General features: G+C 49.3%; 19 protein-coding genes. 3 read left to right on the top strand and 16 right to left on the bottom strand.

Annotated features, from left to right (window positions below):
* Positions 1-61: 61 nt before the first annotated feature.
* The 6 genes from HWI92_RS22410 to HWI92_RS22385 form a co-directional block, all read right to left on the bottom strand.
* Entirely contained in the window at positions 62-1,753 is a 1,692-nt protein-coding gene (locus HWI92_RS22410) for a glycosyltransferase family protein (protein WP_229248483.1), read from the bottom strand.
* Positions 1,743-3,173: a DUF6056 family protein gene (locus HWI92_RS22405; RefSeq protein ID WP_204659462.1), complete on the bottom strand. Its 1,431-nt coding sequence runs from the start codon at positions 3,171-3,173 to the stop codon at positions 1,743-1,745. Before HWI92_RS22405 ends, HWI92_RS22410 begins: the two co-directional genes overlap by 11 nt.
* Complete coding sequence (locus HWI92_RS22400) at positions 3,166-4,116, bottom strand: glycosyltransferase family 2 protein (RefSeq protein WP_204659460.1); 951 nt, start codon at positions 4,114-4,116, stop codon at positions 3,166-3,168. Before HWI92_RS22400 ends, HWI92_RS22405 begins: the two co-directional genes overlap by 8 nt.
* Positions 4,117-4,213: 97 nt before the next feature.
* Positions 4,214-5,134 carry a DMT family transporter gene (locus HWI92_RS22395; protein WP_204659458.1) on the bottom strand — a complete coding sequence of 307 codons (921 nt, stop codon included), beginning with the start codon at positions 5,132-5,134 and terminating at the stop codon, positions 4,214-4,216.
* A 2-nt stretch (positions 5,135-5,136) separates the two neighbouring features.
* Positions 5,137-6,219 (bottom strand): LptF/LptG family permease, encoded by a 1,083-nt coding sequence (locus HWI92_RS22390; protein ID WP_229248481.1) that lies wholly within the window; start codon positions 6,217-6,219, stop codon positions 5,137-5,139.
* A gap of 12 nt (positions 6,220-6,231) precedes the next feature.
* Complete coding sequence (locus tag HWI92_RS22385; RefSeq protein ID WP_204659456.1) at positions 6,232-6,894, bottom strand: metal-dependent transcriptional regulator; 663 nt, start codon at positions 6,892-6,894, stop codon at positions 6,232-6,234.
* A gap of 154 nt (positions 6,895-7,048) precedes the next feature.
* On the opposite strand from HWI92_RS22385, the gene HWI92_RS22380 reads away from it, so the two are divergent.
* Entirely contained in the window at positions 7,049-8,395 is a 1,347-nt protein-coding gene (locus HWI92_RS22380) for an Nramp family divalent metal transporter (protein WP_204659454.1), read from the top strand.
* A gap of 17 nt (positions 8,396-8,412) precedes the next feature.
* On the opposite strand, the gene HWI92_RS22375 is transcribed toward HWI92_RS22380, so the two are convergent.
* Together HWI92_RS22375 and HWI92_RS22370 are read right to left on the bottom strand one after the other, a co-directional pair.
* Complete coding sequence (locus HWI92_RS22375) at positions 8,413-10,233, bottom strand: sialate O-acetylesterase (protein WP_204659452.1); 1,821 nt, start codon at positions 10,231-10,233, stop codon at positions 8,413-8,415.
* A gap of 72 nt (positions 10,234-10,305) precedes the next feature.
* Positions 10,306-11,745 carry an SGNH/GDSL hydrolase family protein gene (locus HWI92_RS22370; protein ID WP_204659450.1) on the bottom strand — a complete coding sequence of 480 codons (1,440 nt, stop codon included), beginning with the start codon at positions 11,743-11,745 and terminating at the stop codon, positions 10,306-10,308.
* A 390-nt stretch (positions 11,746-12,135) separates the two neighbouring features.
* Between HWI92_RS22370 and HWI92_RS22365 the strand changes: the two genes are divergently transcribed.
* On the top strand, positions 12,136-14,082 hold the full coding sequence (locus HWI92_RS22365; protein WP_204659448.1) for a KUP/HAK/KT family potassium transporter: 1,947 nt from the start codon (positions 12,136-12,138) through the stop codon (positions 14,080-14,082).
* Positions 14,083-14,112: 30 nt separating this feature from the next.
* Here the strand turns inward: HWI92_RS22365 and HWI92_RS22360 are convergent, their stop codons facing one another.
* The 7 genes from HWI92_RS22360 to HWI92_RS22330 form a co-directional block, all read right to left on the bottom strand.
* Positions 14,113-14,628 carry a phosphoribosyltransferase family protein gene (locus tag HWI92_RS22360; RefSeq protein WP_229248479.1) on the bottom strand — a complete coding sequence of 172 codons (516 nt, stop codon included), beginning with the start codon at positions 14,626-14,628 and terminating at the stop codon, positions 14,113-14,115.
* Positions 14,629-14,675: 47 nt separating this feature from the next.
* Complete coding sequence (locus tag HWI92_RS22355) at positions 14,676-15,371, bottom strand: glutamine amidotransferase-related protein (RefSeq protein ID WP_204659446.1); 696 nt, start codon at positions 15,369-15,371, stop codon at positions 14,676-14,678.
* Positions 15,372-16,760: an aldehyde dehydrogenase family protein gene (locus HWI92_RS22350; protein WP_204659444.1), complete on the bottom strand. Its 1,389-nt coding sequence runs from the start codon at positions 16,758-16,760 to the stop codon at positions 15,372-15,374.
* A 171-nt stretch (positions 16,761-16,931) separates the two neighbouring features.
* On the bottom strand, positions 16,932-17,705 hold the full coding sequence (locus HWI92_RS22345) for a glucose 1-dehydrogenase (RefSeq protein WP_204659442.1): 774 nt from the start codon (positions 17,703-17,705) through the stop codon (positions 16,932-16,934).
* A 106-nt stretch (positions 17,706-17,811) separates the two neighbouring features.
* Positions 17,812-19,188 (bottom strand): glutamine synthetase family protein, encoded by a 1,377-nt coding sequence (locus tag HWI92_RS22340; RefSeq protein WP_204659440.1) that lies wholly within the window; start codon positions 19,186-19,188, stop codon positions 17,812-17,814.
* Between the two features lie 22 nt (positions 19,189-19,210).
* Complete coding sequence (locus tag HWI92_RS22335) at positions 19,211-19,837, bottom strand: DUF4230 domain-containing protein (protein WP_204659438.1); 627 nt, start codon at positions 19,835-19,837, stop codon at positions 19,211-19,213.
* On the bottom strand, positions 19,834-20,850 hold the full coding sequence (locus HWI92_RS22330; protein ID WP_204664778.1) for a bile acid:sodium symporter family protein: 1,017 nt from the start codon (positions 20,848-20,850) through the stop codon (positions 19,834-19,836). The genes HWI92_RS22335 and HWI92_RS22330 overlap by 4 nt, the downstream gene beginning before the upstream one ends.
* A 166-nt stretch (positions 20,851-21,016) precedes the next feature.
* On the opposite strand from HWI92_RS22330, the gene HWI92_RS22325 reads away from it, so the two are divergent.
* Positions 21,017-21,844, top strand: a complete 828-nt coding sequence (locus HWI92_RS22325; RefSeq protein ID WP_204659436.1) for a glycoside hydrolase family 16 protein — start codon at positions 21,017-21,019, stop codon at positions 21,842-21,844.
* Between the two features lie 15 nt (positions 21,845-21,859).
* On the opposite strand, the gene can is transcribed toward HWI92_RS22325, so the two are convergent.
* Complete coding sequence (gene can, locus HWI92_RS22320) at positions 21,860-22,489, bottom strand: carbonate dehydratase (protein ID WP_204659434.1); 630 nt, start codon at positions 22,487-22,489, stop codon at positions 21,860-21,862.
* Positions 22,490-22,633: the final 144 nt, after the last annotated feature.

Raw genomic sequence — 22,633 nt, 5'->3', positions numbered from 1 at the left:
AGCGATGTGAGTGATGCCGGCAAAAATACATGTTTCAGGCTATTATCGAAACTTTGGTTGGTCAGGGAACCTGTATGCTCCGAACGATTCCGCCCGAACTCCGGCCGTTTTCAAGACGGAGCATACCGAGCTCGTACGTGCCGGCCTGCATGATAGAAAGTGGAATTTCAACAGTAAATCCCCGGTCGTACTGCCTGAGGAAGTTGCGCCCGGCATACAGGCGGGGATTCATTTTAAAAAAATACACTTTGCCGTCCGCACGCAGGAATGCAATTTGCCCGGTTTGGCGCGAAATGGAAACGCTGCCCGCAGGTTCGTCCATGACAATGGTACTATCCCGCACAATCACCTGCACATCGGCTAAAGGGGGAGTTCCTGCCTGCCTTAATGCAAGCCTTCCCAACTCATTACCTGCTTTCGGATACTGGTAAATGCCGCCTGCGACCATGTCCTTCATGAGCGCATCTACATACCTGGCTCCTGCTGAGTGCGGCACATGCCCCAGCCCGAAACCGTGATGCTCCTGGTTGTACGCATTGATGGTCAGGTACCGGCTTCTTTCGGCGATGACGGGCAGGTAGTTGAGGGCGCTCATCAGCCAGATGCCGGCAGCGATCACCAAGGTGCCCCGGAAAATGGTTTGTTTTCTGTTTTTGCTAAAAAAAAGCAGGGACAGGTATGCGACAATGAGGAACAGTGCCGGGTACATCTTGTAATTGCTCACAATCATCACAAAGAATCCGAAACGTGGGCGTAACAAGGCGATAATGAAAGCATTAACCAGCAGAAAAATAAGAACGCCCAGCAGGAAACCGGATGATGGCGAAAGGTTACCATTCCGGTTTTTAACCTGACTTTCTTTATTTTTTTTAACAAAAACCGATAAAAACCAGGGACGTACCAGGCCAAACAGCCATATGCTGATCCAGATCATAACTGCAAACCCCATGATCACAGGCAAAACGGAACGGGAAAAGACAGGTTTTTCGGGAAAGAAGTCGAACAGTCCACCCAGAAAAGCGAAAAAACCAAGAACCGACAAATGCGGGTATTGGGCGAAGTAAGCGAAGCTGGACTCGTTACCCATGGTTGTGAGGCCATGAAAGTAGCACGCAACCGCTACTGCCCCGGCAGCAAGCCAGACAAGAAGCCACCTGTACGATGCCTGTAAGGTGAGGACAGCTGCTCCCGCCACCCACACGAAAATGCCATTGCTCATGGCAAAGGTTGCACAGAGCGCCGCAGCCAATGCACCCGAAAAACGATTTTTCGAAAGCAGGTACATGGAAAGACAAACAAAAAAGATCACGGGCTGATGCTGCAGGCTGCATATCGCCCAAAGAAAAACAAGGTGGTACTGTACCTGAAAGAGCAACAGTACTACCGGCAGGAAGTACCACCAGGGCAGATCGTGACGGCGGAAAACTTTGGCTACCAGCGCCAGTGTCCCCAATGTGAAACCAGCCCCCGCCAGGTGCAGGAAAGTAAAATTAAGATGTCCTGTGAGCGCATAGCAGGCAAGGGTCACCAGCTTGCCTACTACCATCCGGTGCTCGTTATTGGGCTGAAAAAGCAGGTAAAGATGTTCCTGTACTCCCCGCGCATGAATCCATTTTCTCAGGAAGTCAGGGAACGGGTCAAAATCGTCGTACCAGGGAGCATTGACCGAATAGTAGCAAATCACGCCGATCCATAGCAATATGGGAACCGACAGGATCAGGGTCGCCGGGATTGTCCTTTTATTACTGAGCACTTCGGGTATCTTTCATGATGATGGCACGCTTGCCGAAATATCCCGCCATGCACTTGTTCCACCAGTGATTGGGATCCGTTTTAATGTCGTCATCGTAAAAAATGGACATTGGTTTGGAATAAATGGGCGGCAGGTACATCACTTCGTCCCGGGAGGTGCGGAGCGCGGCGTAGCGGTTGTTCATTTCATGGTCAAATGCCGCTGCCTTACCCCGCAGCAGGTCTGTATATACCATCCGAATGTTGGCACTTTTATAAAATGACAAGCCGATGGACAACAGCAAAACTGCATATACAAGCTCGAAGCGCGGAACAGAGACTTGCAAAAAACTCATTTTGCGCTGTTTCAGATCATGGAAAATGACCCCCAGCACGTAAAACCATCCTATCAGAAAGAAAAAGTAGACGCAGTTGATCACGCGGGGTGTAGGCTCGATGCCAACTCCGTAGTAGGAGGGAAATAGCTGGGCCGACAGGATACCGATAAACAGCAGTACTGCATACCATACCGGGATAGAAAAGTAAGTACGCGCACCTACCGACAGCCGTGAAAGTACCATGAGCCAGATCACCGAAAAGAATGCAAGCGGCGTGAGGAAAACCCACTGATATGCCAGCGAGCCAAGCTTGGTAAACGAGGAAATAACCGAAAAAGGAATGTTACCGCCCATCGGGTTGCCTCCGATGCGGGCCTGATTGCCCGGCGAACTGAAATAAAAATAGCAGGAAATGAACGTCACCAGGAGCGTAGCGATCATAAACCCATCTGCCTTGCGGTGAAAAAGCAGGCGGTATACCCACCAGGCACCGACCAGCAGTACCATCACCAGCAGGTTGGTTTCGCTGCTGCCAATTACTGCAAAAACCAGAAATGCAGACAATGCTCCCAGGATTGAGCGCCTGGGCTGGGTGTCCTGACGGTACCACCGCAGTACCAGTACAATCCAGAGCAGCGTAAGAATATTGGGAACGGTATAGGTAACAAATGCCGCCATCCAGTAGAATGCCTCCGAAATGCTGCCCATTTTCAGGATGTACAAAAAGAAAATGACGCCTGCAAAACCCAGATGCGCCATACGCGACAATGTAGGAGTAAGATGGCGTACCAGACTGTACAGCGCAAAAATCGTTGCAGCCAGCAGCACGACCGGCAGCACCTTGAACCCATTGATCCAGTGAAATGCAAGCGGATTGGAATGGTTGAGAAAAATACCGAAGTACCGCCCTGTCCAGCCTGAATAATAGTAGTTCATGGCTTCCAGCCAACCGTACTTGAAAACGGTATCAATGTAGCAGAAGTCGTCGGCCGGGGAAGGATGATTGTAGTAGGACAATGCAACCAGGGGTACCAGTACCGTGATCATCAGCAGAATGTTAATCCAGTTTCCGACAGTCCGGTATTTACGATAAAATTTATTCATTGATCGTTTTTTCAATAATGTAACGCGGGCGGCCTTTCACTTCTTCGTAAATTTTGCCGATGTACTCACCGATGAGCCCGAGAGCCATCATATTGGAGCCGCTGAAAAATGTAAGTGGCAGCATGGTGGAGGTCCAGCCCGGTACGGTAAACCCGAACAGGTACGAAAACAGGATGTACACCACGATGCCCATAGCGATTATAAAATTGAACACCCCGAAATAAAGCACCAGCCGCATGGGAAACGTCGAAAAGGACGTAATTCCATTCCAGGCAAAAAGCAGCATTTTGCTGAGCGGGTACTTGGTTTCACCGGCTTCCCGCTCCAACCGGTTGTAATAAACCTTTTCATTCCGGAAGCCGATAAGCGGAATAATGCCCCGGAGAAAAAGATTAATTTCTTTAAAATTACCAAGCTCCTGCAATACCCGCCGGTCGACCAGCCTGAAATCGGCATGATTAAAAATAACGGGTACTCCCATTTTTTGCATTAAAACGTAAAAACCCTCAGCCGTAGAGCGCTTGAACCAGCTGTCGCTGCTGCGGTCACTCCGGACCCCATATACGACCTTGGCGCCTTCCCGGTGTTTTTCAATCATGGAGGCAATCGCCTGGATATCGTCCTGCAAGTCGGCATCAATGGTGATAAAGCAATCGAACTGGTCCACATGCTGTTCGAGCCCGGCCATAATGGCACTCTGGTGCCCGAAGTTCCTCGACAGGCTAACGCCCGTGACAGCCGGGTCCTTGCCGCAAAGCTCTTCGATGATCATCCAGGTTTTATCGCGGCTGCCGTCATTGACAAAGCAGATACGACTATCGGGTGCAATGCTGCTTTCCTGTTTAAGCTGATTTACAAGTACGTTTAACCGGGAGTACGTGAGCCGCAGGATCGCTTCCTCATTGTAACAGGGTACTACCAGAAGTAAACGCGCTGGATTCATGTAAAATCGGTTAGTGTCGGCAAAAATAGCAGAAATGTTGGGCAGTCGGCTTTTGACTGCCGGCTTTCGGCTTTTGGCGGCCAGCCCGGGCAGGTACCTATTCAGGAGTGTGCCGGCTGGTTTTTCTTTTCAGGAACGGAGCGTTGAGCAGCAGCGGATAGAGCAGTACGGCCAGCAGGATCAGCAAAGTACCGAGGTAAAACTCGCGTGTCATTTTTTCTTTTGAACCAAAAAAGAAAAACGCCAGTGTAATGCCATAAACCGGTTCCAGATTAATGGTCAGGTTAACCAGATAAGCAGAAAACTGCCGCATCAGCTGCGTAGCCATGGTGCTAGCATATACCGTGCAGATGAGTGCCAGGAACAGGATCCATACCCAATCCGTACTTTGCGGGATGTACTTCTCACCGCCGGACCAGCCCGTAGATTCATATACAACCAGCGCAACGAATGAAAAAACCGTAGCACCTGCCATTTCATAAAACGTGATCACATACGCATCCAGCCGCTGAACCAGGCGGCTGTTGGCGACTGTAAATGACGCAGCCAGTATCGCCGAAAGCAACGCCAGCCCCAGCCCCAGCGCATGGTCAAACTCAAATCTGAAGACTACATACAAACCTGCAAATGCAAGTACGCCCAGGCCCACTTCGAGCGGACTAACCCTGCGTTTATTGGCCAGCGGCTCGATCAGGCTCGTCCATAATGACGTAGTAGCCATCCCGGCCAGGCATACCGAAGCCGTAGAAACCCGGGCAGAGGCAAAAAACAAGGTCCAGTGAAGCGAGAGGATCACTCCTACCCCAAACATCCGGACAATATCACGCGTCCCGGCCTGCAGGTTTTTGTTTTTGAAGTAAATCAGCAGGCCCAGACCTGCGGCCGCAAAAAGGGTCCTGTACAATACCAGTGCTACCGGCGATATACTGACGAGCAGTCCGACAATGGCCGTAAATCCCCAGATCATCACCAGGAAATGCAAATGCAGGTAGGACTTCAGTGAATCGGATGTGATCATAATTACCGGGGCAATGTCTTATAGAGCAGGAGCCCGATGAAGGAGAATACGATATTGGGCAGCCACACCGCAAACAGGGTATTGATCGTGCCCGCCTCGGCCACGCCTTTTGACAAAAGAAAAAAGAGGATGTAAATAAATGCCAGCATAAAGCCCAGTGCGATCTGCCAGCCTACCCCGCGCCGGCTTTTGCGGGCCGAGACAATCACACCGATAGCCGTCAGGATCAATATGGCAAAGGGCTGGGTGAAGCGGGTGTATTTTTCAATCAGGTACACTTCAAGGCCGTCGGCCCCGCGGCTTTTGAGCAGGTCAATGTAGTCATTCAGCTCGGGCAGCGTGAAGGTTTCAAACAGGTGATAGTCACTTTCAAAATCCTTGGGATACAGGTTAATCGTGGTGTCGATCTCCATGCCGCTGCTAAGCTTTTCACCCAGGCTGTCGAGTGTCCGGATCTGGTAGTTCTGCAAGGTCCATTTGCCTTTTTTGGGCTGCCAGACGATCTTATCCGCATAAAACTTTTGCAGAAGCTGGTTTCCACGGATGGTTTCCATGGTAAATTTATTGCCTGTTTTGGAAGCGGTATTATAACTTTCGAGATAGGCGTAAACGTCCGGCGCAATGGTAATATGGACATTGTGCCCGCTGAAATAGAACTCCTGCTTGACATACGTTTTCTCAAAAACGTTGCGGATTTTGTTGGCTTTGGGCAGTATCCAGCCCACCTGAAGAAAGGTCACAATACCCAGGATCACAGCGCCTACCATGTAGGGCAGCAGCATTCGTCCGAAGCTGATCCCGCTGCTCAGAATGGCAATGATCTCCGTGCGGGCCGCAATCCGCGACGTGAAAAATACCGTCGCAATGAACACCATCAGCGGGCTGATGTAGTTGATCCAGTAAGGGATCAGGTTCAGGTAATAATCGACGATGATTTCCTTTAAAGGTGCTTTTTTGTCCAGAAAATCGTCCACCTTTTCGGTATAGTCGATCATGCAGATGATCAGCACGATCACGAATGCAACAAAAACGTAGGTGACCAGGAAGTTTTTGATCAGGTAGCGATCCAGTATTTTGATTTTCATGGGCTAGAAATCTCAGACGCGCTGCACAAGCAGGTTTTTGGAAACGTCGAGACTGATGAACAACGTCTGACCGTCGTTGATTTGTACAGACGACGATTTATCATATTCATTGACCTCCAACACTTCGAGCACACTTCCCAGCGTAATGCCGGTTTTATCCAGATGCTGCAGAAATGCCGGTGCATGATCGAGGACGCCCATCATGAGCACTTTCTCGCCGCAATGTACGTCGGCCAGGATGCGGTAGTCGGGCTCGGTCAGGTTGCCTTTAGAGTCGGGTATCGGGTCACCGTGCGGGTCAAAACGCGGGTGGCCCAGGAATGTATCGAGCTTTTCGACCAGGATTTCGGACGGTATATGTTCCAGCTCTTCAGCAATATCATGTACTTCATCCCAGCCAAATCCAAGCTTTTCTACGAGAAAAACTTCCCATAGCCGGTGCTTGCGGATGACTTTAATCGCTACCCGCTCCCCTTCGTCGGTGAGGCGCACACCCTGGTACTTTTTGTAATGTATCAGCCCTTTTTCGGCCAGCTTGCGCAGCATGTCCGTCACGGAGGCAGCGCGCGTGGCCGTACTTTCAGCCAGTGCATTCGTGCTGACTTCCTGCCCGTCGCGACCAGAAAGTGAGTGGATGATTTTCAGATAATTTTCTTCTGTGAAGGAATTCTGCATTTCGGAGAAAAGCCGGTTGCGTTTTTTTATTAAAAACAAAAATACGACTTACCAACTGGAATATAAAAAATTTAGACTAACCTAAAAATTGTTTTTAGTTTTATACTTATCTTTGTTTTTACTCATCTGAATTGTTTATTAGAGTTTAGTTAAAATGGTAGACAGTTTCAAAATCAACGAATCATTGCAGCCAGGCAGTCCCGAAAACCCGCAATCCAACTCTTTACCGGAGGTACATTCTTCCATCCAGATTCCCGAAAATGCAGGGTTCTGGAAAAAACTGGCGGCATTTACAGGACCAGGACTGATGGTCGCAGTGGGGTATATCGACCCCGGAAACTGGGCGACAGACATTGAAGGAGGTTCGAGGTTCGGCTATGCGCTGCTGAGCGTAATTTTGATTTCGAATCTTTTTGCCATGCTGCTGCAGCATTTATCGCTGAAACTGGGCATTGCCACCAACCGTGACCTTGCGCAGGCCTGCCGCGACTACTATTCCCGCCCGGTCTCATTTGTACTTTGGATCCTTTCCGAGATCGCGATTGCCGCTACTGACCTGGCCGAGGTGATCGGCTCTGCCATCGCACTGAACCTGCTTTTCGGACTGCCGCTGCCGGTAGGTATTCTTTTCACCGCTCTGGACGTGCTGGTGGTTTTGTATTTTCAGCAAAAAGGCTTCCGCATTATTGAGAGCATTGTAGCAGGGCTTATGAGCATTATCCTGCTGAGCTTCTTATATGAAATGATCGTTTCGCAGCCTTCCATGGCCGGAATTGTGGAAGGTCTTATGCCCAAAAAACAAATTATAACCGATCCGGGCATGCTGTACATCGCCATCGGGATCCTGGGGGCAACTGTGATGCCGCATAACCTGTACCTGCATTCCAGCATTGTACAAACCAGGGCTTACAAGCGTACGGACGAGGGCAAAAAACATGCAATCCGCTTTGCTACGATTGATTCTACAGTGTCGCTGGCGCTGGCGTTTTTTATTAATGGCTCCATCCTGATCCTGGCAGCCAGCGCGTTTCATGCCAATGGTCATTTTGAGATTGCCGACATTACTGATGCCTATCATTTGCTGGATCCGGTATTAGGGGTAAGTATGGCGGGAATATTCTTTGCGCTCGCACTGCTGGCGTCGGGGCAAAGCTCTACGCTGACGGGCACGCTGGCCGGACAAATTGTGATGGAAGGATTTCTGAACATCCGTCTGAAACCCTGGCTTAGGCGCCTGATCACCCGGGGGATCGCGATTGTTCCGGCACTGGTTGTCTCCATTATGTTTGGAGAAAGAGGCACTGCCGAGTTGCTGGTACTTAGTCAGGTGATTTTGTCCCTGCAATTAAGCTTTGCAGTGGTTCCACTGGTATTTTTTACTTCAAATCCGAAGATCATGGGCCGCTTTGCCAATGCGGTACCCGTAACAATACTGAGCTGGGTCATCGCCGCCATCATCATCGGACTGAATGGATTTCTATTGTGGAAGACATTTGTTTGATATCTTCCAAGACGTGCTTACTCGGCCTTGACGAGCTTTTTCACGGTATAAAGATTGTTGACCTTCAACCGACAGAGAACCTGTTGTACTCCGGCCTCCATTTTGCCAGAATAGTACTTCCATTTGCCACGGGCATGCGGATTGCTGACAATGGTTTTGAGTATGCGGCCTTCCACATCGACCAGCTCTAACTGCACATCGCTGCCGTCTTCGCTTACATTGAATTCAATCAGAAACTCCTCTTGGTACGGGTTGGGATACGTTGTAAAGTTTAGCGCCGGCTCGTCAGTAACATTTTTTTCAACTTCACCTCCACCAGCTACGATATTAGATGTGTAACAATGAACCCAGGTGGCTGCCGACACGTGCCAGTTGCCTTTGGCATCTTTCAGGAAGCATTTGATTTCCGGATAGCAAGTCTCAGTTGTAAAGACATTTGTGGTGGCCCCGGCAATCGGGGAGTTAATGCTATATCCCCAGCGATATTCCAAGTACCCTGCCGGCGCAGTCAAAATACGTTTACTACCGTTTACAGCATAGGAAAGCTGCGGTACGAAGCCGGCTGGTATTCTGTTACCATTATTGCCGATTGCATCGAACCACTTACCGGCGAGCCAGGTGAGTGCATTGTTTTTAGATTCTTCAAAGTGAGTACTATCTCTCCGATGCGTGATTGCAGTAGTAGTCCCTACACTACCCACAGCATAGTCAGTATCTGGCCCAACTTTATTCAAAGCATTTACAACATTGCCTTGTCCAGTTCTGATCGTATTATTGAGAGGTCCGAATTTGCTAATAGTTGCTTTTGAAATAATCCAGGTCAGGATATTAGGATTGACATTCGCCCCAAAATCAGTCCGGGATTTGTCTATGACAAATTGAAGCTTATTCTGATAATCAGCTGATGAAGTAGCTTTATAGTTTGCTGGAATAGTATTGTCTGAATCTGCTTCCCCCTGATGCCACAATATCGCCCCAACCCCGAAAATTGATGCATAATAATTAAGCCCAAATTTCAGTGGTGTATATGGTTGACCATAATAGTCAGTGGGATTTGGCGAAGCTCCGGGGTAACCAATACAAAACTGCTGCCCACCTGTGTATGGATTTGCAGTTGGCAACCCCTGTGCTCCATTGTACCATTGCGTAACCGTACTACCGCCAGATGCCGTATTAAAAAATGCTACCGGCATTCCACCATTCGCATCAGAAATCTTTTTCCCAAGTACAGCATAGCACCAAACGTTGTTTCCAGTGGGACCCAGGGAGTTGTATTGACTTCCTGGATCTGTTAAAGAATACATACCATTGATCGTTTCGGGAAGACCCCGATAACAGTTTTGGTTAGCATTAAGACCTGTAATCCATTCTGGAAAACCTGTGGTATTGGGAAGTAGCCACGGCTTTCCCGGATTGCTCACAACTCCCTGCGCATTTGATTGTCCGGCTATTAGAAATACGTCCCCAACTCCAACTTTTGATGACGCGTAGACAGCGCCATTTAACATGACCTCGACCAGATACCATCCTTTTGAAAGGTTTACCGTGGTATAAAACATCCCATTCGATTCCAGAGTAAGGTTTACAATAGCACCCTGGATGTTAGGGTTAACGTTAAGTGTCTTTATCTTATAAGAAACATTAGTTCCCGGCACTATCGAACCATTCGGTCCAGTGCCCCAAACAAGCTGACCCGCAATAGTGACTGTCGCAATACTATTGTTGTCTCGCTGTATTACAGAGTTGTATTTTGGATATGACAAGCTCAAATATTGGGCGTCAGCAACACTAAACACAAAGAGAAAAAAAGTGATCGCTATCGTAAGAAGTATTTTCATAGTGTGAAAAGATTTAAAAATGAGAACCCGGCCAGACTTCCCGACCGGGTTTAATGATGCAAGTTGAAAAACCTATTTTACTCCGACTTTCTCGGCAAATTCGGTCACATTGATCAGCGGGATTTTCGAGTCATATTTCAGGTTTACCGCCTTTATTACTTCATTTGCAATTACTGCTTGCCCAATCGGCGTGGGATAGATACCGTCGGAAGAAAAGAAATTGCCGCGCATTGATCCGTCGATTTTGAGTCCATCATCTGTCACGTATGTGCCATTATGGATCCTTTCATAAATCTTGTAAAGATCAACCAACGCGAGATTTCGCTGAGTTGCCAGTTTTTGTAGATCCCTATTATAAATTTTGCTGGGATCCATGATATCCTCCTCGGAATCATCAATGACATCCAGGTCAACCAACTTAACTTCCAATTTCTTGTTTACATCTGCTTGCCAAAACAGATCTTCAACGACAGGGGTCGGTTTCAAGAAAAAAGGCTTTGAACCATTGATAGTCTTCTCTCCATATGGAGTCAGGTATACGAGAGACAGAGATGAAACCTTCTTCTTCAGCTCCTCCGCTTTATACCAGTTCATAAAGCCAAGATGCTTAAAATGAGGGATGTTGAATATTACACCTTTCTGACCCTTATTTACCGCCGCCTCAATCGTGTAAGGATTAATCCGATATTCATTCCAGACGGGTATACCTGTCGCTTTTTCATCAAGTCGGGCTATATTGATGAGATTTGAGGTCAAATCATCGAAATATTCTTCAATGATCACAAAATCATAATTGTGCTTTGCCTGTATATCTCCCAGCAAATAAGAGGGAGGCTGGATATTGTAATTACTAAATCTTGCAGGATAAACCTGATTTTTCCAGTTTGGTGAATAATATACCGCACCTTCTGTCCCTCCGTTAGGATAAGCAAAATTGTGCACTACTCCCTCATAAGGAGTCATCTTAACCGGCTCGCCTGCTTCCAGCTTGGCCAGGTTGTTTTTTACCTCTTTCCAGCGCGGATACTCGGCTTTGGGATCTTCGTATAAGAAAATGCCTGTTCCGTTTGCTTCGGCTTCGCTTAAAAGAGGCGTCTTAAAGTCGGCAATGCCCATCTGATGCGCTACCAGGTTCGGATAGGCAAACTGCTGTGCTTCCCGGTTCAGGCCGCCATTACTTACGCCGGCAGTGAGCCCTCCGCCGAATGCGACCATCACCGGAACCTTGCCCGGTGCCGCAATGCTGCCGAGCGAAGGCTTTTCCAGTGGGCGGGAGAACCATGCTTCGGGTTTCAGTTTTGAAACATACTCTGTTTCACCTGTGATGAACATAGGGTAGGCAATTGTCGGGAGCAGGGAAGGCAGCAACCTTTCCGGGGTACCAGCGGGCGGCGTTTCTTCTGTTTGAGGTGATTGAACCGGCGTCTGCACAGGTTCGGGAGATGCCTTGGGACTGCAACTGGACGTCAGCACAGCCAGGCTGGCCAAGCCTAGAAATACGTAGTTCTTCATTTGAAGAATTGTTAAAATGGAATATTTAACGAGAAGAACGGAACGTAAGTACGCCGGCAATTTAGCAAAATCACACCGTATTCAAAATAGTTTTATCCTATACGCAGATTAGTAAGAATTACTTTGCATTTACAGATTTCCTGCTTGCAGTTGAGAGCCAAACGGTACAAGCTTGGGAGGCCTTTAAACCACCTATTTTTGCAAGGCATTTTATTAAAAATGTCCGTTTAATGAAGTAGTACGGAACATGGGTTTCGGCGGCAGTGTACTAAAAACCCATTTGATATAACTATACCTGCAAATACCGCATCAGCTGTAAAAATAAATCCGGCAGATGTGCTTGTCCACACACCTTGTTTCCTAACTTTCGCCGTTTTTTCAACAGATGGAATGGAATCCAAGCATAAAATAGACAAGCTGACGGCTGCGGGGTTACTGGTTGCGTTTGGTATCATTTACGGGGACATCGGAACTTCCCCGCTCTATGTAATGCAGGCGATTATCCTGCATGAAGTCATTACCGAGGAGATCATCTATGGTGCGATCTCCTGCATCTTCTGGACACTTACTCTTCAGACCACAATCAAATACGTGATCCTGATCCTCCGGGCCGACAACCGGGGTGAGGGCGGGATATTTGCCCTGTACGCACTTGTGCGGAAACATGCCAAGTGGCTTACCGTGCCGGCCATCATTGGGGGCAGTACCCTGCTGGCCGACGGGATTATTACCCCGCCCATCTCCGTGTCGTCGGCGGTGGAAGGTTTACAACTTTTATATCCCAACATCCAGACGATCCCGATCGTAATCAGCATTCTGACGGGTATTTTCGTGATCCAGGCGTTCGGTACCAAGGTGGTGGGCCGTGCTTTCGGGCCTATTATGGTAATGTGGTTCGGGATGCTCGGCATATTGGGGCTAAACCAGATCTTAAAGCATCCCGAGATCCTCAAAGCCCTCAATCCTTCTTTCGGTATTGACCTGATTACCAAGCATCCCGGCGGTTTCTGGATACTGGGCGCTGTTTTCCTTTGTACCACGGGGGCCGAGGCGCTGTACTCGGACCTGGGACATTGTGGCAGAAAAAACATCCGGGTAAGCTGGATTGCGGTAAAAATCTGTTTGCTGCTCAACTACTTCGGTCAGGGTGCCTGGCTGATTTCTGAAATGGGCCAGCTGCTCAATGCACGCAAGCCTTTTTACGAAATCATGCCCGAATGGTTTCTGCTGCCAGGCATTGTTATCGCTACGCTGGCCGCCATTATCGCCAGCCAGGCTGTGATCACAGGCTCATTTACCCTGATTTCGGAAGCAATACGCCTCAATTTCTGGCCAAAGGTACGACTCGTCTACCCAAGTGATCAGAAAGGACAGTTGTATGTGCCAAGCATCAACTGGCTGCTCTGGATGGGCTGTATCGGTGTGGTACTTTATTTCAGGCAATCATCAAATATGGAGGCTGCTTATGGTTTGGCAATCACCCTGACGATGATCATGACTACAATCCTGTTCTCCTATTACTTGTATATCAAGCGGGTAAACCTCTGGATCGTCATTGCATTCATGCTGTTCTACCTGTTTATCGAAGGTCTTTTCCTGGGTGCCAACCTGCTCAAATTTACACATGGAGGCTGGTTTACGATTTTTGTAGGTGTAGTGGTAGCAGGATTGATGACCGTCTGGCTCAAAGCATTTTACATCAAACTCCGCCTGACGGAATATACCAAGCTTGAAAAATACCTGCCTGCCCTGCACGAGCTGAGCCGCGACATCAGTATTCCCAAATACACGACACACCTCGTGTTTATGACCAATGCCTCGCGGGCCAATGAAATCGAGACCAAGGTGATCTACTCCATTTTCCAGAAACGGCCGAAACGTGCGGATGTTTACTGGTTTATCCACGTGGACATAACGGATGACCCTTATACGATGGAATATAAGGTACTTTCCGATGACGATAATAATGACAATGTGATCAAGATCAACTTCCGGCTGGGCTTCCGGGTGGATCAGCGCATCAACATGTTTTTCAGGAAAGTGGTGGAGGATATGGTGATGAACAAGGAGGTAGATATTACCAGCCGGTACGAATCGCTGAGCCGGCAGAACATCACGGGCGATTTTCGTTTCGTCGTGCTGGAACGCTTCCTGTCATTTGAAAATGACCTGCCGGTTATCGAGCAGCTCGTTATGAAAGCTTACTTTTTTGTAAAAGATTTTACAACCCCGGAAGACAAGTGGTTTGGGCTGGACAGTAGTTCTGTAAAAACCGAGAAAGTCCCGCTTATCATCAGACCGGTGGAAAATATCAAGCTGAGACGCGTATTCTCCTGACAGTCAGCCAGGAGAATACGGCCTGCCTTTTTATTCAAGATAAACTCCCTCTTCCCCGCTACCATTCAGTACGACCTCGACGTGCTCGGTGAGCGTGGTACTGAGCGAATAGCCCACAAAGTCGGCATGTACGGGGAATTTATGATGGCTCCGGTCCACGATCACAGCTACCTGTACTTTCTTCATCTGTACTTTCAGGAACGGTTCCAGCGCGAAGGCAAGCGTGCGGCCCGTATTCAGTACGTCGTCCGTAACCACCACTACCTGATTTTCCACATCCACATCCCGGTCGAAAAGAATGGGGCTCTGATGATGAATATGCTTGTCAAACCGGAGCTCGATCAATTGTACATTCAGCGGAGCAATCTGCTGTAACTCAGCTGTGAGCAGCCTTGCAAAGGTGTAACCTTCACCCGCTATCCCGGCAATGATGATGCCGGTTTCCTCAAAATTCTGTTCGTATATCTCAAATGCAATGCGCCGGATCTTCTGCCTGGTTTGCTGCGAAGTAAGAATTTGCCGGCGTGAAATCATGCTGTCTGCCATGGTATGTATTCATTAAGGTCGTAAAAGTAAGCATACATCCGGCTACTTCATAACGATATGAAGCGCCCGATCCACTCAGCAATAACCTTGCTATGCATTGACTTTTGCAGGCTGGCTATGCCATTTTCAACCTTTTCCTGCCCAATGCGCTCTACCCTGAGCTCCATCAGTGCCTGATCATAAGCCTTTGTAAATTCCGGGTGCGCCTGAATGCCCAGCATTCTTTCACCCACCCTGAACATGCCCGTCGGACATGCTGGCGTAGTAGCAAGCAGCGTCGAGCCGGCGGGAAGTTCTGTAACCTGATCCTGGCACATCATAAGCAGGTTGAGCTCACTTTGCCAGGGTTCCATCCAGTTTTCTCTCCGGACTATTTCAAAGGAATGCATTCCCACGCACCAGCCCAGCGCTGACTTTTCAACTTTTCCGCCCAGCGCCTCACCCAGCATCTGGTGCCCGAAACAAACGCCTATGTAAAATGAATCGGAATGATAAACCTCGTTTACAAAGTCTTTCAGTCTCAGTATCCAATCCTCTGTATCATACACAGAATATTTGGAGCCTGTACAAAGATATACATCGCATGCGGCGGCATTTTCGGGAAAATGCCCGTTACATACGTCATAAAATTGAAACGTCCAGCCTGCCGCCGAGAACAATGCCGGGAACATCTCGCGATAATCCCCGGCGATATCCAGCAGTTCGGGCCGTACATGGTCACATTCCAGCAATCCTACCCGCATCTATTCTTTAATTTTCAAATGAAAAGATTTGGGGCGGGTCAGCGACTCATACCCGAGAGACGACAAAGTACACCCTCTGCCTGAATTTTTAACGCCAGTCCACGCGAGGGCCGGATCGAGGTAGTCGCAGCGGTTCATAAACCAGGTACCGGTCTCTACCTGTTCCCCGATTTTCAGGGCGGCATCCAGGTCGGAGGTCCAAATTGAGGCAGTTAATCCGTATTGACTGTCATTCATCAGCCTGATAGCTTCCTCATCGCTGCTCACAGGCATAATGCCCACCACCGGTGCAAAGGTTTCTTCGGTCATTACCCGCATATCGTGGTTTACATCCACAAGCACCTGAGGCGCCATGTAAGGAGTACCTTGCTGATCTGCGGAAAAAAGATGCGGGTCAATCAAGGTCTTTGCACCTGCGGCAACCGCTTCTGCTACCTGCTCACGGGCAAAGTCTGCCGCGGCAGTACGTACCATAGGGCCGAGGGTAGTATCCGCCTGGGTTGGATCTCCCAGCGCGTAGGTCTTTGTCAGTTTTTCAAATTCACTTACAAATTGCTCATATACTTCCTGGTGAACATAAATCCGCTCAATGCCGCAACACGATTGTCCCGAGTTGAAGAAAGATCCGTCCACCAGGTTCTCCACGGCATCAGCCAGGTCGGCATCCGCACGAACATAGGCCGGGTCTTTGCCTCCGAGTTCGAGACCACCAACAATAAAGCGATCGTTAATAGCCTTCTGCACGGCATGTCCCCCTTCTACAGAACCTGTAAATGCCACATAGCCAATGCGCTCATCCCCAATTACCGAGGCTACCTGTGCATGGCTGAGATGTAAAAACTGGAAAACACCGTTGGGTAATCCCGCATACTCAAATGCAGCTGCATACCGCTCGGCACAAAGCGGCGTTTGCTGCGCGTGCTTTAATATCACCGAGTTACCTGCCATAATAGCCGGTATCACAGAGTTTACGGATGTCAGATAGGGATAATTCCAGGGTGCAACCACAAACACCACACCAAGCGGCTCCCGCCTGATAAACCTTTTAAAGCCCGTAATCTGCTCAACTTCCACATCCGCCAGCGCCTTTCCGGCTATTGAAATCATATAATTGGCACGCTCCTGAAATCCTTTCCTGATTTCATTGGCGGTATAGCGCACCGGCCGGCCCATCTGCCAGGTGAGTTCGAGGCCGATTTCATCAGCGTTATCAAGAAAATATTCCAATGCTTTCCGGCAAATAGCTTCCCGTTCCGCAATGCTGGTGTTGCGCCAGGCTTTTTGTGCTGCCACGCCTTTTTCAAGCGCAGCCGCCACCGCCGCATCATCGGCCAGCGTCCGCTCCACATATACCGACCCATCGATCGGGCTGATTGTTTTTTGTATCATTTTTTTAAAAAGGATGAAAGGAGAAAGGGAGGAAAGGAGGAGGGAGGAAGGTGTAGGGAGGAAGGTGGAGGGAGGAAAGGAGGATGCTAGTAAGCATCAAGGAGCTCTTCCTTACTCCTTATTCCTTTCCTCCTTACTCCCTTCCTCCTTTGATCCCTTCCTCCTTCCTCCTTAAACCGGAGTTACATAGGCCGAAGTGATCCCACCATCGACCAGGAAGTCGGTGCCGGTAACGAAAGATGACTCATCGGAGGCGAGGAACAATGCGGCGTAGGCCATTTCTCTGGCTTCACCGAAACGGCCCATAGGAATATGCACCAGCCGGCGCTGCTTTTTCTCTTCTGTATTCAGGAATTTCATCAGCAGCTCGGTACGCAGCGGCCCGGGGCACAATGCATTGACCCGGATGTTTTCGCGCGCATGAATCACCGCAAGCTCGCGTGTCAGTGCCAGCACGGCACCTTTACTGGCTGTATAGGCTACCTGCGGAGTGGCTGCACCCAGTATGGCTACAAAGGAAGCTGTATTAATAATAGAGCCGCCGCCCGCCCTCTGAAGTGCAGGAATGCCATATTTGCAACCCAGGAAAACCCCTTTTGCATTGATGTTCATTGTAAGATCCCAGATCGCCTCTTCGGTAGTAACCGCATTGTCGTCGTCGCTGTGCATGATGCCTGCATTGTTGAAAATGATGTTCAGCTTCCCGAACTGCTCTTCGGCAAATGTTACCGCAGCTTCACAGTCAGCAGCTTTGGAAACATCGGAATGCAGGAAGTATGCTTCGCCTCCGTTGCGGACAATCTCGTCGGCAGTTTCCTGTCCTGCTGTGTCATTGACATCAGTCACAACGACTTTTGCACCTTCTTGGGCAAACAGCAATGCAGTTTCGCGGCCGATTCCGCCACTGCCGCCGGTAATCAGGGCAACCTTGTTTTCTAAACGCATGGAGTGAAGTTTAATGGGTGAGTTTTGAATGAGTGAATTTTGAATGATTGAATGACTGAATGATTGAATAAGAAATCCTAATAGCTAACAGCTAATTGCTACGCAATCAAATCTGTTCAAAATACCTTTTTCTTTCCCAGTCGGTGACAGAAGTGTTGTAGGCTTGTTGTTCGGTTTTGAAGAAGTGGGTATAGTGGGCTACTACTTCGGTACCGAAGGTTTCTTTTGCAAAATCACTGTTTTCGAACAAGGTTGTTGCCTCTGCCAGCGTATAAGGTACCCTCGGTAAATGTGCAGCAGCATAAATGTCGCCCACAAAGCATTCAGGTGGCTCAATCCTGCTGCGGATACCTTCCAGCCCTGAGGCCAGTGAGGCCGCAAATGCAAGATAAGGGTTGCAGTCCGCACCCGGAATGCGGCACTCAATCCGCAGGCTGGGCCCACTGCCTACCACCCGGAAACCCGCGGTTCGGTTGTCGTAGCTCCACGCCAGGCGCGTGGGGGCCCAGGAACCGTCCACATACCGCTTATAGGAATTGACTGTAGGTGCGTAAAACGGCATTACATCCGGCACGTGCCTGATCCAGCCACCCAGGAACCAGCGGAACAGATCAGATCCTTTTACCGGCCCGAACTCCTGGTCTCCGGCAAATGCATTCTGCCCGTCTTTCCACAAACTCATATGGATGTGACTGCTGGAACCTGCCTGCCCCGTCGCGAATTTGGCCATGAACGTAACCGAAAGTCCCATGGCATCAGCCACTTCTTTCATGCATTGCTTGTACACCACATGGTTGTCAGCCATCGGGAGTACTTCGGCGTATTTTACATTCAGCTCATGCTGACCAAGGCCCCACTCTCCTTTTGAAGTTTCGATCTGCAAGCCTGAATTTTTGAGATGACGGCGGACTGTCGAAGTAAACTTTTCATTGCGGGTACCCTGCATGATATGGTAGTCTTCCAGGTAATAACCCGCTGGTGAGAGGTTCTGGTAATTTTGTTCAAATGCCTGCCGGTAGCTGTTTTCCAGCAGATAATATTCTAATTCAGAAGCGGCAAAGCATTGCATCCCGTCACTTTCCAGCTGGCTGACCTGCTTTTTGAGGATCGAGCGCGGGGCAATGTTTTCGGCGTTGTGTGTTTTCTCGTTTTTTACATCACAAATAACCAGTGCTGTCTTTTCCAGCCAGTCGGCCACGCGCAGGGTAGCCAGGTCGGGAACCAGGTGGAAGTCGCCATAACCGAGTTCCCAGTTGGCGTAAGTATAGCCGGGCACCGGCTCCATCGCCATATCGGTAGTCAGCAGGTAATTACACCCGTGCGTACCCGATTTGAGGACATCATCCAGAAAGTACTCCGCATCCACACGCTTGCCCATCAGGCGGCCATAATGGTCGGTAAAACCTACGATTACGGTTTCGATCAGCCCCGCTGCCACTTTCTCTTCCAGTTCATTTTGTGTCAGAAATCCTTTGGTACTCATGGGTTCAGGTCAGTTTATGTCGCTAGCGCAATTTATCAATGACAGCATTCGGAGAAAACCGGATCAGTACTTTTTTGCCCGACGCTTTTTCCAGCACAGGCGTGAGGATCTTACGGGCATTTTCCCGGGTTTGGTCCAGGATACCCATATCAAGGGCCGATTTCTGGATCTGTTTTTCAGCCTGCCTGTAAGCTTCCTGCACCAGCTTGGCCTCCTCGGTAAAAGCGTACTCGGTATGGTATACCTTGGACTTACTATGGTCAATCTTGAAAACGCAGAGCTCCGGGTCGGGCATGTTGACAACCAGTGTCTGATCGTCCGAAGTAATATCCCCGATCACAATTTTGGTAAGATCCACGCAGCCGATCGCCTCACCCTGAACAATGAGGACGGCTTTGGCATTGGGTAAAAAAGTTTTGACAACTTCCTGCTCCACCACATCCTTGAAATTATACTTCACCAGTTCCAGCTTGCCCATAGCACTCACTTCCTGCAATACGAGGGTATGCATGGTTTGTACATCATCATTTTTATTGCCCAGCCAGCCCGGCAGCCAGTTCCCGCTGCGATAGCCCGCCCAGATGGACTGCAACCCCGCCAGCAGCAGAACCAGCACAATCAGCCGGACAAGCCATGAAAGTATTTTCATAAAATCCTGTTTTGTTGTGCCACCTGCTCTTGCGCCTCCCGCCCGATGCGCTGGGCAATAATGCTGGCGGCAATCAGCTGTAATGCATGATATATCATGATCGGGAGCAGCATAATTCCAGCCTGAGCGCCCGAAAAAAGTACTTTGGACATCACCGCTCCCTGTACCAGCGACTTTTTAGATCCGCAAAACACGGCTGTCACACGGTCTTCATCGCTGAAATGCAGCAGGTTGGCTATAAATGTCAGCAAAAAGTAAATACCGAAGAATAAACCCAGCATTCCTGCACCCAAAAACAGCAGATCTTTCAGGTCCAGAGCGCTGAAAAGATGCTCGCCGAAGGATTCACAAAATGAGGTATATACGATCAGAAGTATGGAAAACTGGTCAAAATAGCGGATATACTTCTTGTAAGTTTCTGCAAAATGCCCCCACCTTCCATTGAGCAGGATACCGGCAAATACCGGTAACAATACTTGCAATGCCAGCTTTCCGACTACTGACCAGAGATCAAATGCGCCCGGTGTGGCGTCCATAACCAGCCCCATCCACAGCGGGGTTGCAAAAACCCCGATCAGGCTTGAAATACTTGCATTGAAAATGGCAGCCGGAATGTTGCCGCGCGCTATGGAAACCATGACAACCGACGAAGATACCGTGGAAGGCAGGGCTGTAAGAAAGAAAACGGCCAGCCAGAGTGACTGTGCTTCATTACCGGTAAAAAATGACCTGGCCGTCAGTGCCAGCACCGGAAAGAGCACAAAAGTGGAAAGGTGGACCATGATATGCAGCTTCCAGTTAACCAATCCTGCCCTGAGCTTTTCAGGACTGAGCCTCAGTCCGTAGAAGAAAAATATAACCGAAACTGCATAGGTCGAGATTTCGGAGAGTGGCAGCGGGCTGTCCCGCATGCCGGGTTCCGGCCACAGCCATGCCAGCAGGATCACGCCGAGCAGTGCCAGCATAAACTCGTCCAGACCGGCTTTTTTTGCTGTTTGAAAAATTTTACTCATCATCATAAAGCCCTGCTTTGCAATGCAGGCTTACTTGCAAATACGGATAAAAGAACCGCATTTAAAACCTGTGGCGTTGTACCGGACGAAAAATTGGACTCTCCGAGGCTGGTTAGAATGCCGCACAGCATTCCTTTGTCATTGCATTCAATATTCCCGCTAAAACATGCATACGCTTTTTAAAACCCTACTGATCGCCCTGCTGGCCGGATTTTCAGCTCCGGGCTTTGCGCAATGGAAGCTGGTATGGGCCGACGAGTTTACCCAAGAAGGCGCACCCGACGCCCAAACCTGGAACTTCGAGCAGGGCTTTGTGCGAAATCATGAGGCACAATGGTACCAGCCCGCGAATGCGACCTGTAAGGACGGTTTTCTGATTATTGAAGCCCGCAAGGAGCGCGTCAGCAACCCGGCCTATAAGCCCGGCAGCGAAAACTGGAAGGAAAAGCAGGAATTTGCCGAGTACACCTCCGCCAGTATAACCACCCGGAACAAAAAGACCTGGCAGTACGGCCGTTTTGAAATGCGTGCGCGCATTAACACGCAGCCGGGCATGTGGCCGGCTTTCTGGACACTGGGCGAAAAGGGCGAATGGCCCGACAACGGCGAAATTGATATTATGGAATATTACCGGGGTGACCTGCTTGCAAACCTGGCCTGGGGGTCCGGCGAACGCTTTAAGCCCATCTGGAATTCAGTGAAAAAGCCTGTCAAAGAATTTGATGACCCGCAATGGGCGGACAAGTTCCACATCTGGCGTATGGACTGGGATGAACAGTTTGTCCGGCTGTATGTGGACGATCAGCTGCTGACTTCGCAGGAGATTGACAAAGCGGCGAATGTGAAAAACAAATCCGTGCAGCCTTTCCGGCAGCCGCACTATATGGTGCTTAATCTGGCAATCGGAGGCGATAACGGGGGCGACCCGGCCGGAACACAGTTCCCGGCACGGTTTGAAGTGGACTATGTCCGGGTATATGAAAAAGCCAGGTAGCCTGCCTGTTTTTACCTAAAAATCAAACTTGAAAATACCCTTGATTCCGTTCTGTGGATCCATCAGGATGAGTGGCTTGATGAGTCCATCGTGCAGCCCGAATACCCAGCCGTGCAGGCGTACTTCATTGCCTTCGTGCCAGGCTTTCTGAACAATGCTTGTTTTGGCAAGATTGTGAACCTGCTCCTGCACATTGAGCTCCACCAGGCGGTCAAACCGCTGCTTTTCCTCAGCGATATTTTCCAGTTCGTCGGAATGCCTGTCATACACGTCCTTGATGTTGCGCAGCCAGTTATCAATCAGTCCAAGGTCGCTGTGCATCATAGAGGCACGCACGCCCCCGCACTGGTAGTGACCTACCACCAGGATATGCTTGACTTTCAATACTTCTACGGCATATTGCAGCACTGCCAGCATGTTCATATCCGTATGCACCACCATGTTGGCGACGTTTCTGTGCACAAACATTTCACCTGGTCTTGAACCGGTCAGGTTTTCAGCGGGAACGCGGCTGTCGGAGCAGCCTATCCACAGAAAATCGGGTTTTTGATCCAGCGACAGGTTGTTAAAATAATTTTCGTCCACATTCAGCTGCTCGGCAGCCCAGGCTTTGTTCGCCGTCAGCAGTCGTTTGTATTGCTCCATCGGTTTAATTGAATAATGAGGTCCCGGCGGCCAATATACCGGAATTTTGCTCGGGAACAATGCGTTGTATTACACATTCATGCGTCGCCAGGACGCCTTTTGGCAGAAAAAAATGAGTAATTTTGCACTCTTAAAATTCACCAG

The organism is Dyadobacter sandarakinus (genome assembly GCF_016894445.1).
Classification (GTDB): domain Bacteria; phylum Bacteroidota; class Bacteroidia; order Cytophagales; family Spirosomataceae; genus Dyadobacter; species Dyadobacter sandarakinus.
The sequence above is the reverse complement of the archived record's forward strand: the minus strand, read 5'-3'. Positions and strand labels throughout refer to the sequence as shown.

Coding starts and splice junctions, on each gene's coding strand:
- HWI92_RS22335 (WP_204659438.1), bottom strand. CDS start 19,837: ATGAAAATACTTTCATGGCTTGTCCGGCTGATTGTGCTGGTTCTGCTG.
- HWI92_RS22355 (WP_204659446.1), bottom strand. CDS start 15,371: ATGCGGGTAGGATTGCTGGAATGTGACCATGTACGGCCCGAACTGCTG.
- can (WP_204659434.1), bottom strand. CDS start 22,489: ATGGAGCAATACAAACGACTGCTGACGGCGAACAAAGCCTGGGCTGCC.
- HWI92_RS22360 (WP_229248479.1), bottom strand. CDS start 14,628: ATGGCAGACAGCATGATTTCACGCCGGCAAATTCTTACTTCGCAGCAA.
- HWI92_RS22395 (WP_204659458.1), bottom strand. CDS start 5,134: ATGATCACATCCGATTCACTGAAGTCCTACCTGCATTTGCATTTCCTG.
- HWI92_RS22325 (WP_204659436.1), top strand. CDS start 21,017: ATGCATACGCTTTTTAAAACCCTACTGATCGCCCTGCTGGCCGGATTT.
- HWI92_RS22375 (WP_204659452.1), bottom strand. CDS start 10,233: ATGAAAATACTTCTTACGATAGCGATCACTTTTTTTCTCTTTGTGTTT.
- HWI92_RS22370 (WP_204659450.1), bottom strand. CDS start 11,745: ATGAAGAACTACGTATTTCTAGGCTTGGCCAGCCTGGCTGTGCTGACG.
- HWI92_RS22400 (WP_204659460.1), bottom strand. CDS start 4,116: ATGAATCCAGCGCGTTTACTTCTGGTAGTACCCTGTTACAATGAGGAA.
- HWI92_RS22365 (WP_204659448.1), top strand. CDS start 12,136: ATGGAATCCAAGCATAAAATAGACAAGCTGACGGCTGCGGGGTTACTG.
- HWI92_RS22380 (WP_204659454.1), top strand. CDS start 7,049: ATGGTAGACAGTTTCAAAATCAACGAATCATTGCAGCCAGGCAGTCCC.
- HWI92_RS22405 (WP_204659462.1), bottom strand. CDS start 3,173: ATGAATAAATTTTATCGTAAATACCGGACTGTCGGAAACTGGATTAAC.
- HWI92_RS22385 (WP_204659456.1), bottom strand. CDS start 6,894: ATGCAGAATTCCTTCACAGAAGAAAATTATCTGAAAATCATCCACTCA.
- HWI92_RS22390 (WP_229248481.1), bottom strand. CDS start 6,219: ATGAAAATCAAAATACTGGATCGCTACCTGATCAAAAACTTCCTGGTC.
- HWI92_RS22340 (WP_204659440.1), bottom strand. CDS start 19,188: ATGAGTACCAAAGGATTTCTGACACAAAATGAACTGGAAGAGAAAGTG.
- HWI92_RS22345 (WP_204659442.1), bottom strand. CDS start 17,705: ATGCGTTTAGAAAACAAGGTTGCCCTGATTACCGGCGGCAGTGGCGGA.
- HWI92_RS22330 (WP_204664778.1), bottom strand. CDS start 20,850: ATGAGTAAAATTTTTCAAACAGCAAAAAAAGCCGGTCTGGACGAGTTT.
- HWI92_RS22350 (WP_204659444.1), bottom strand. CDS start 16,760: ATGATACAAAAAACAATCAGCCCGATCGATGGGTCGGTATATGTGGAG.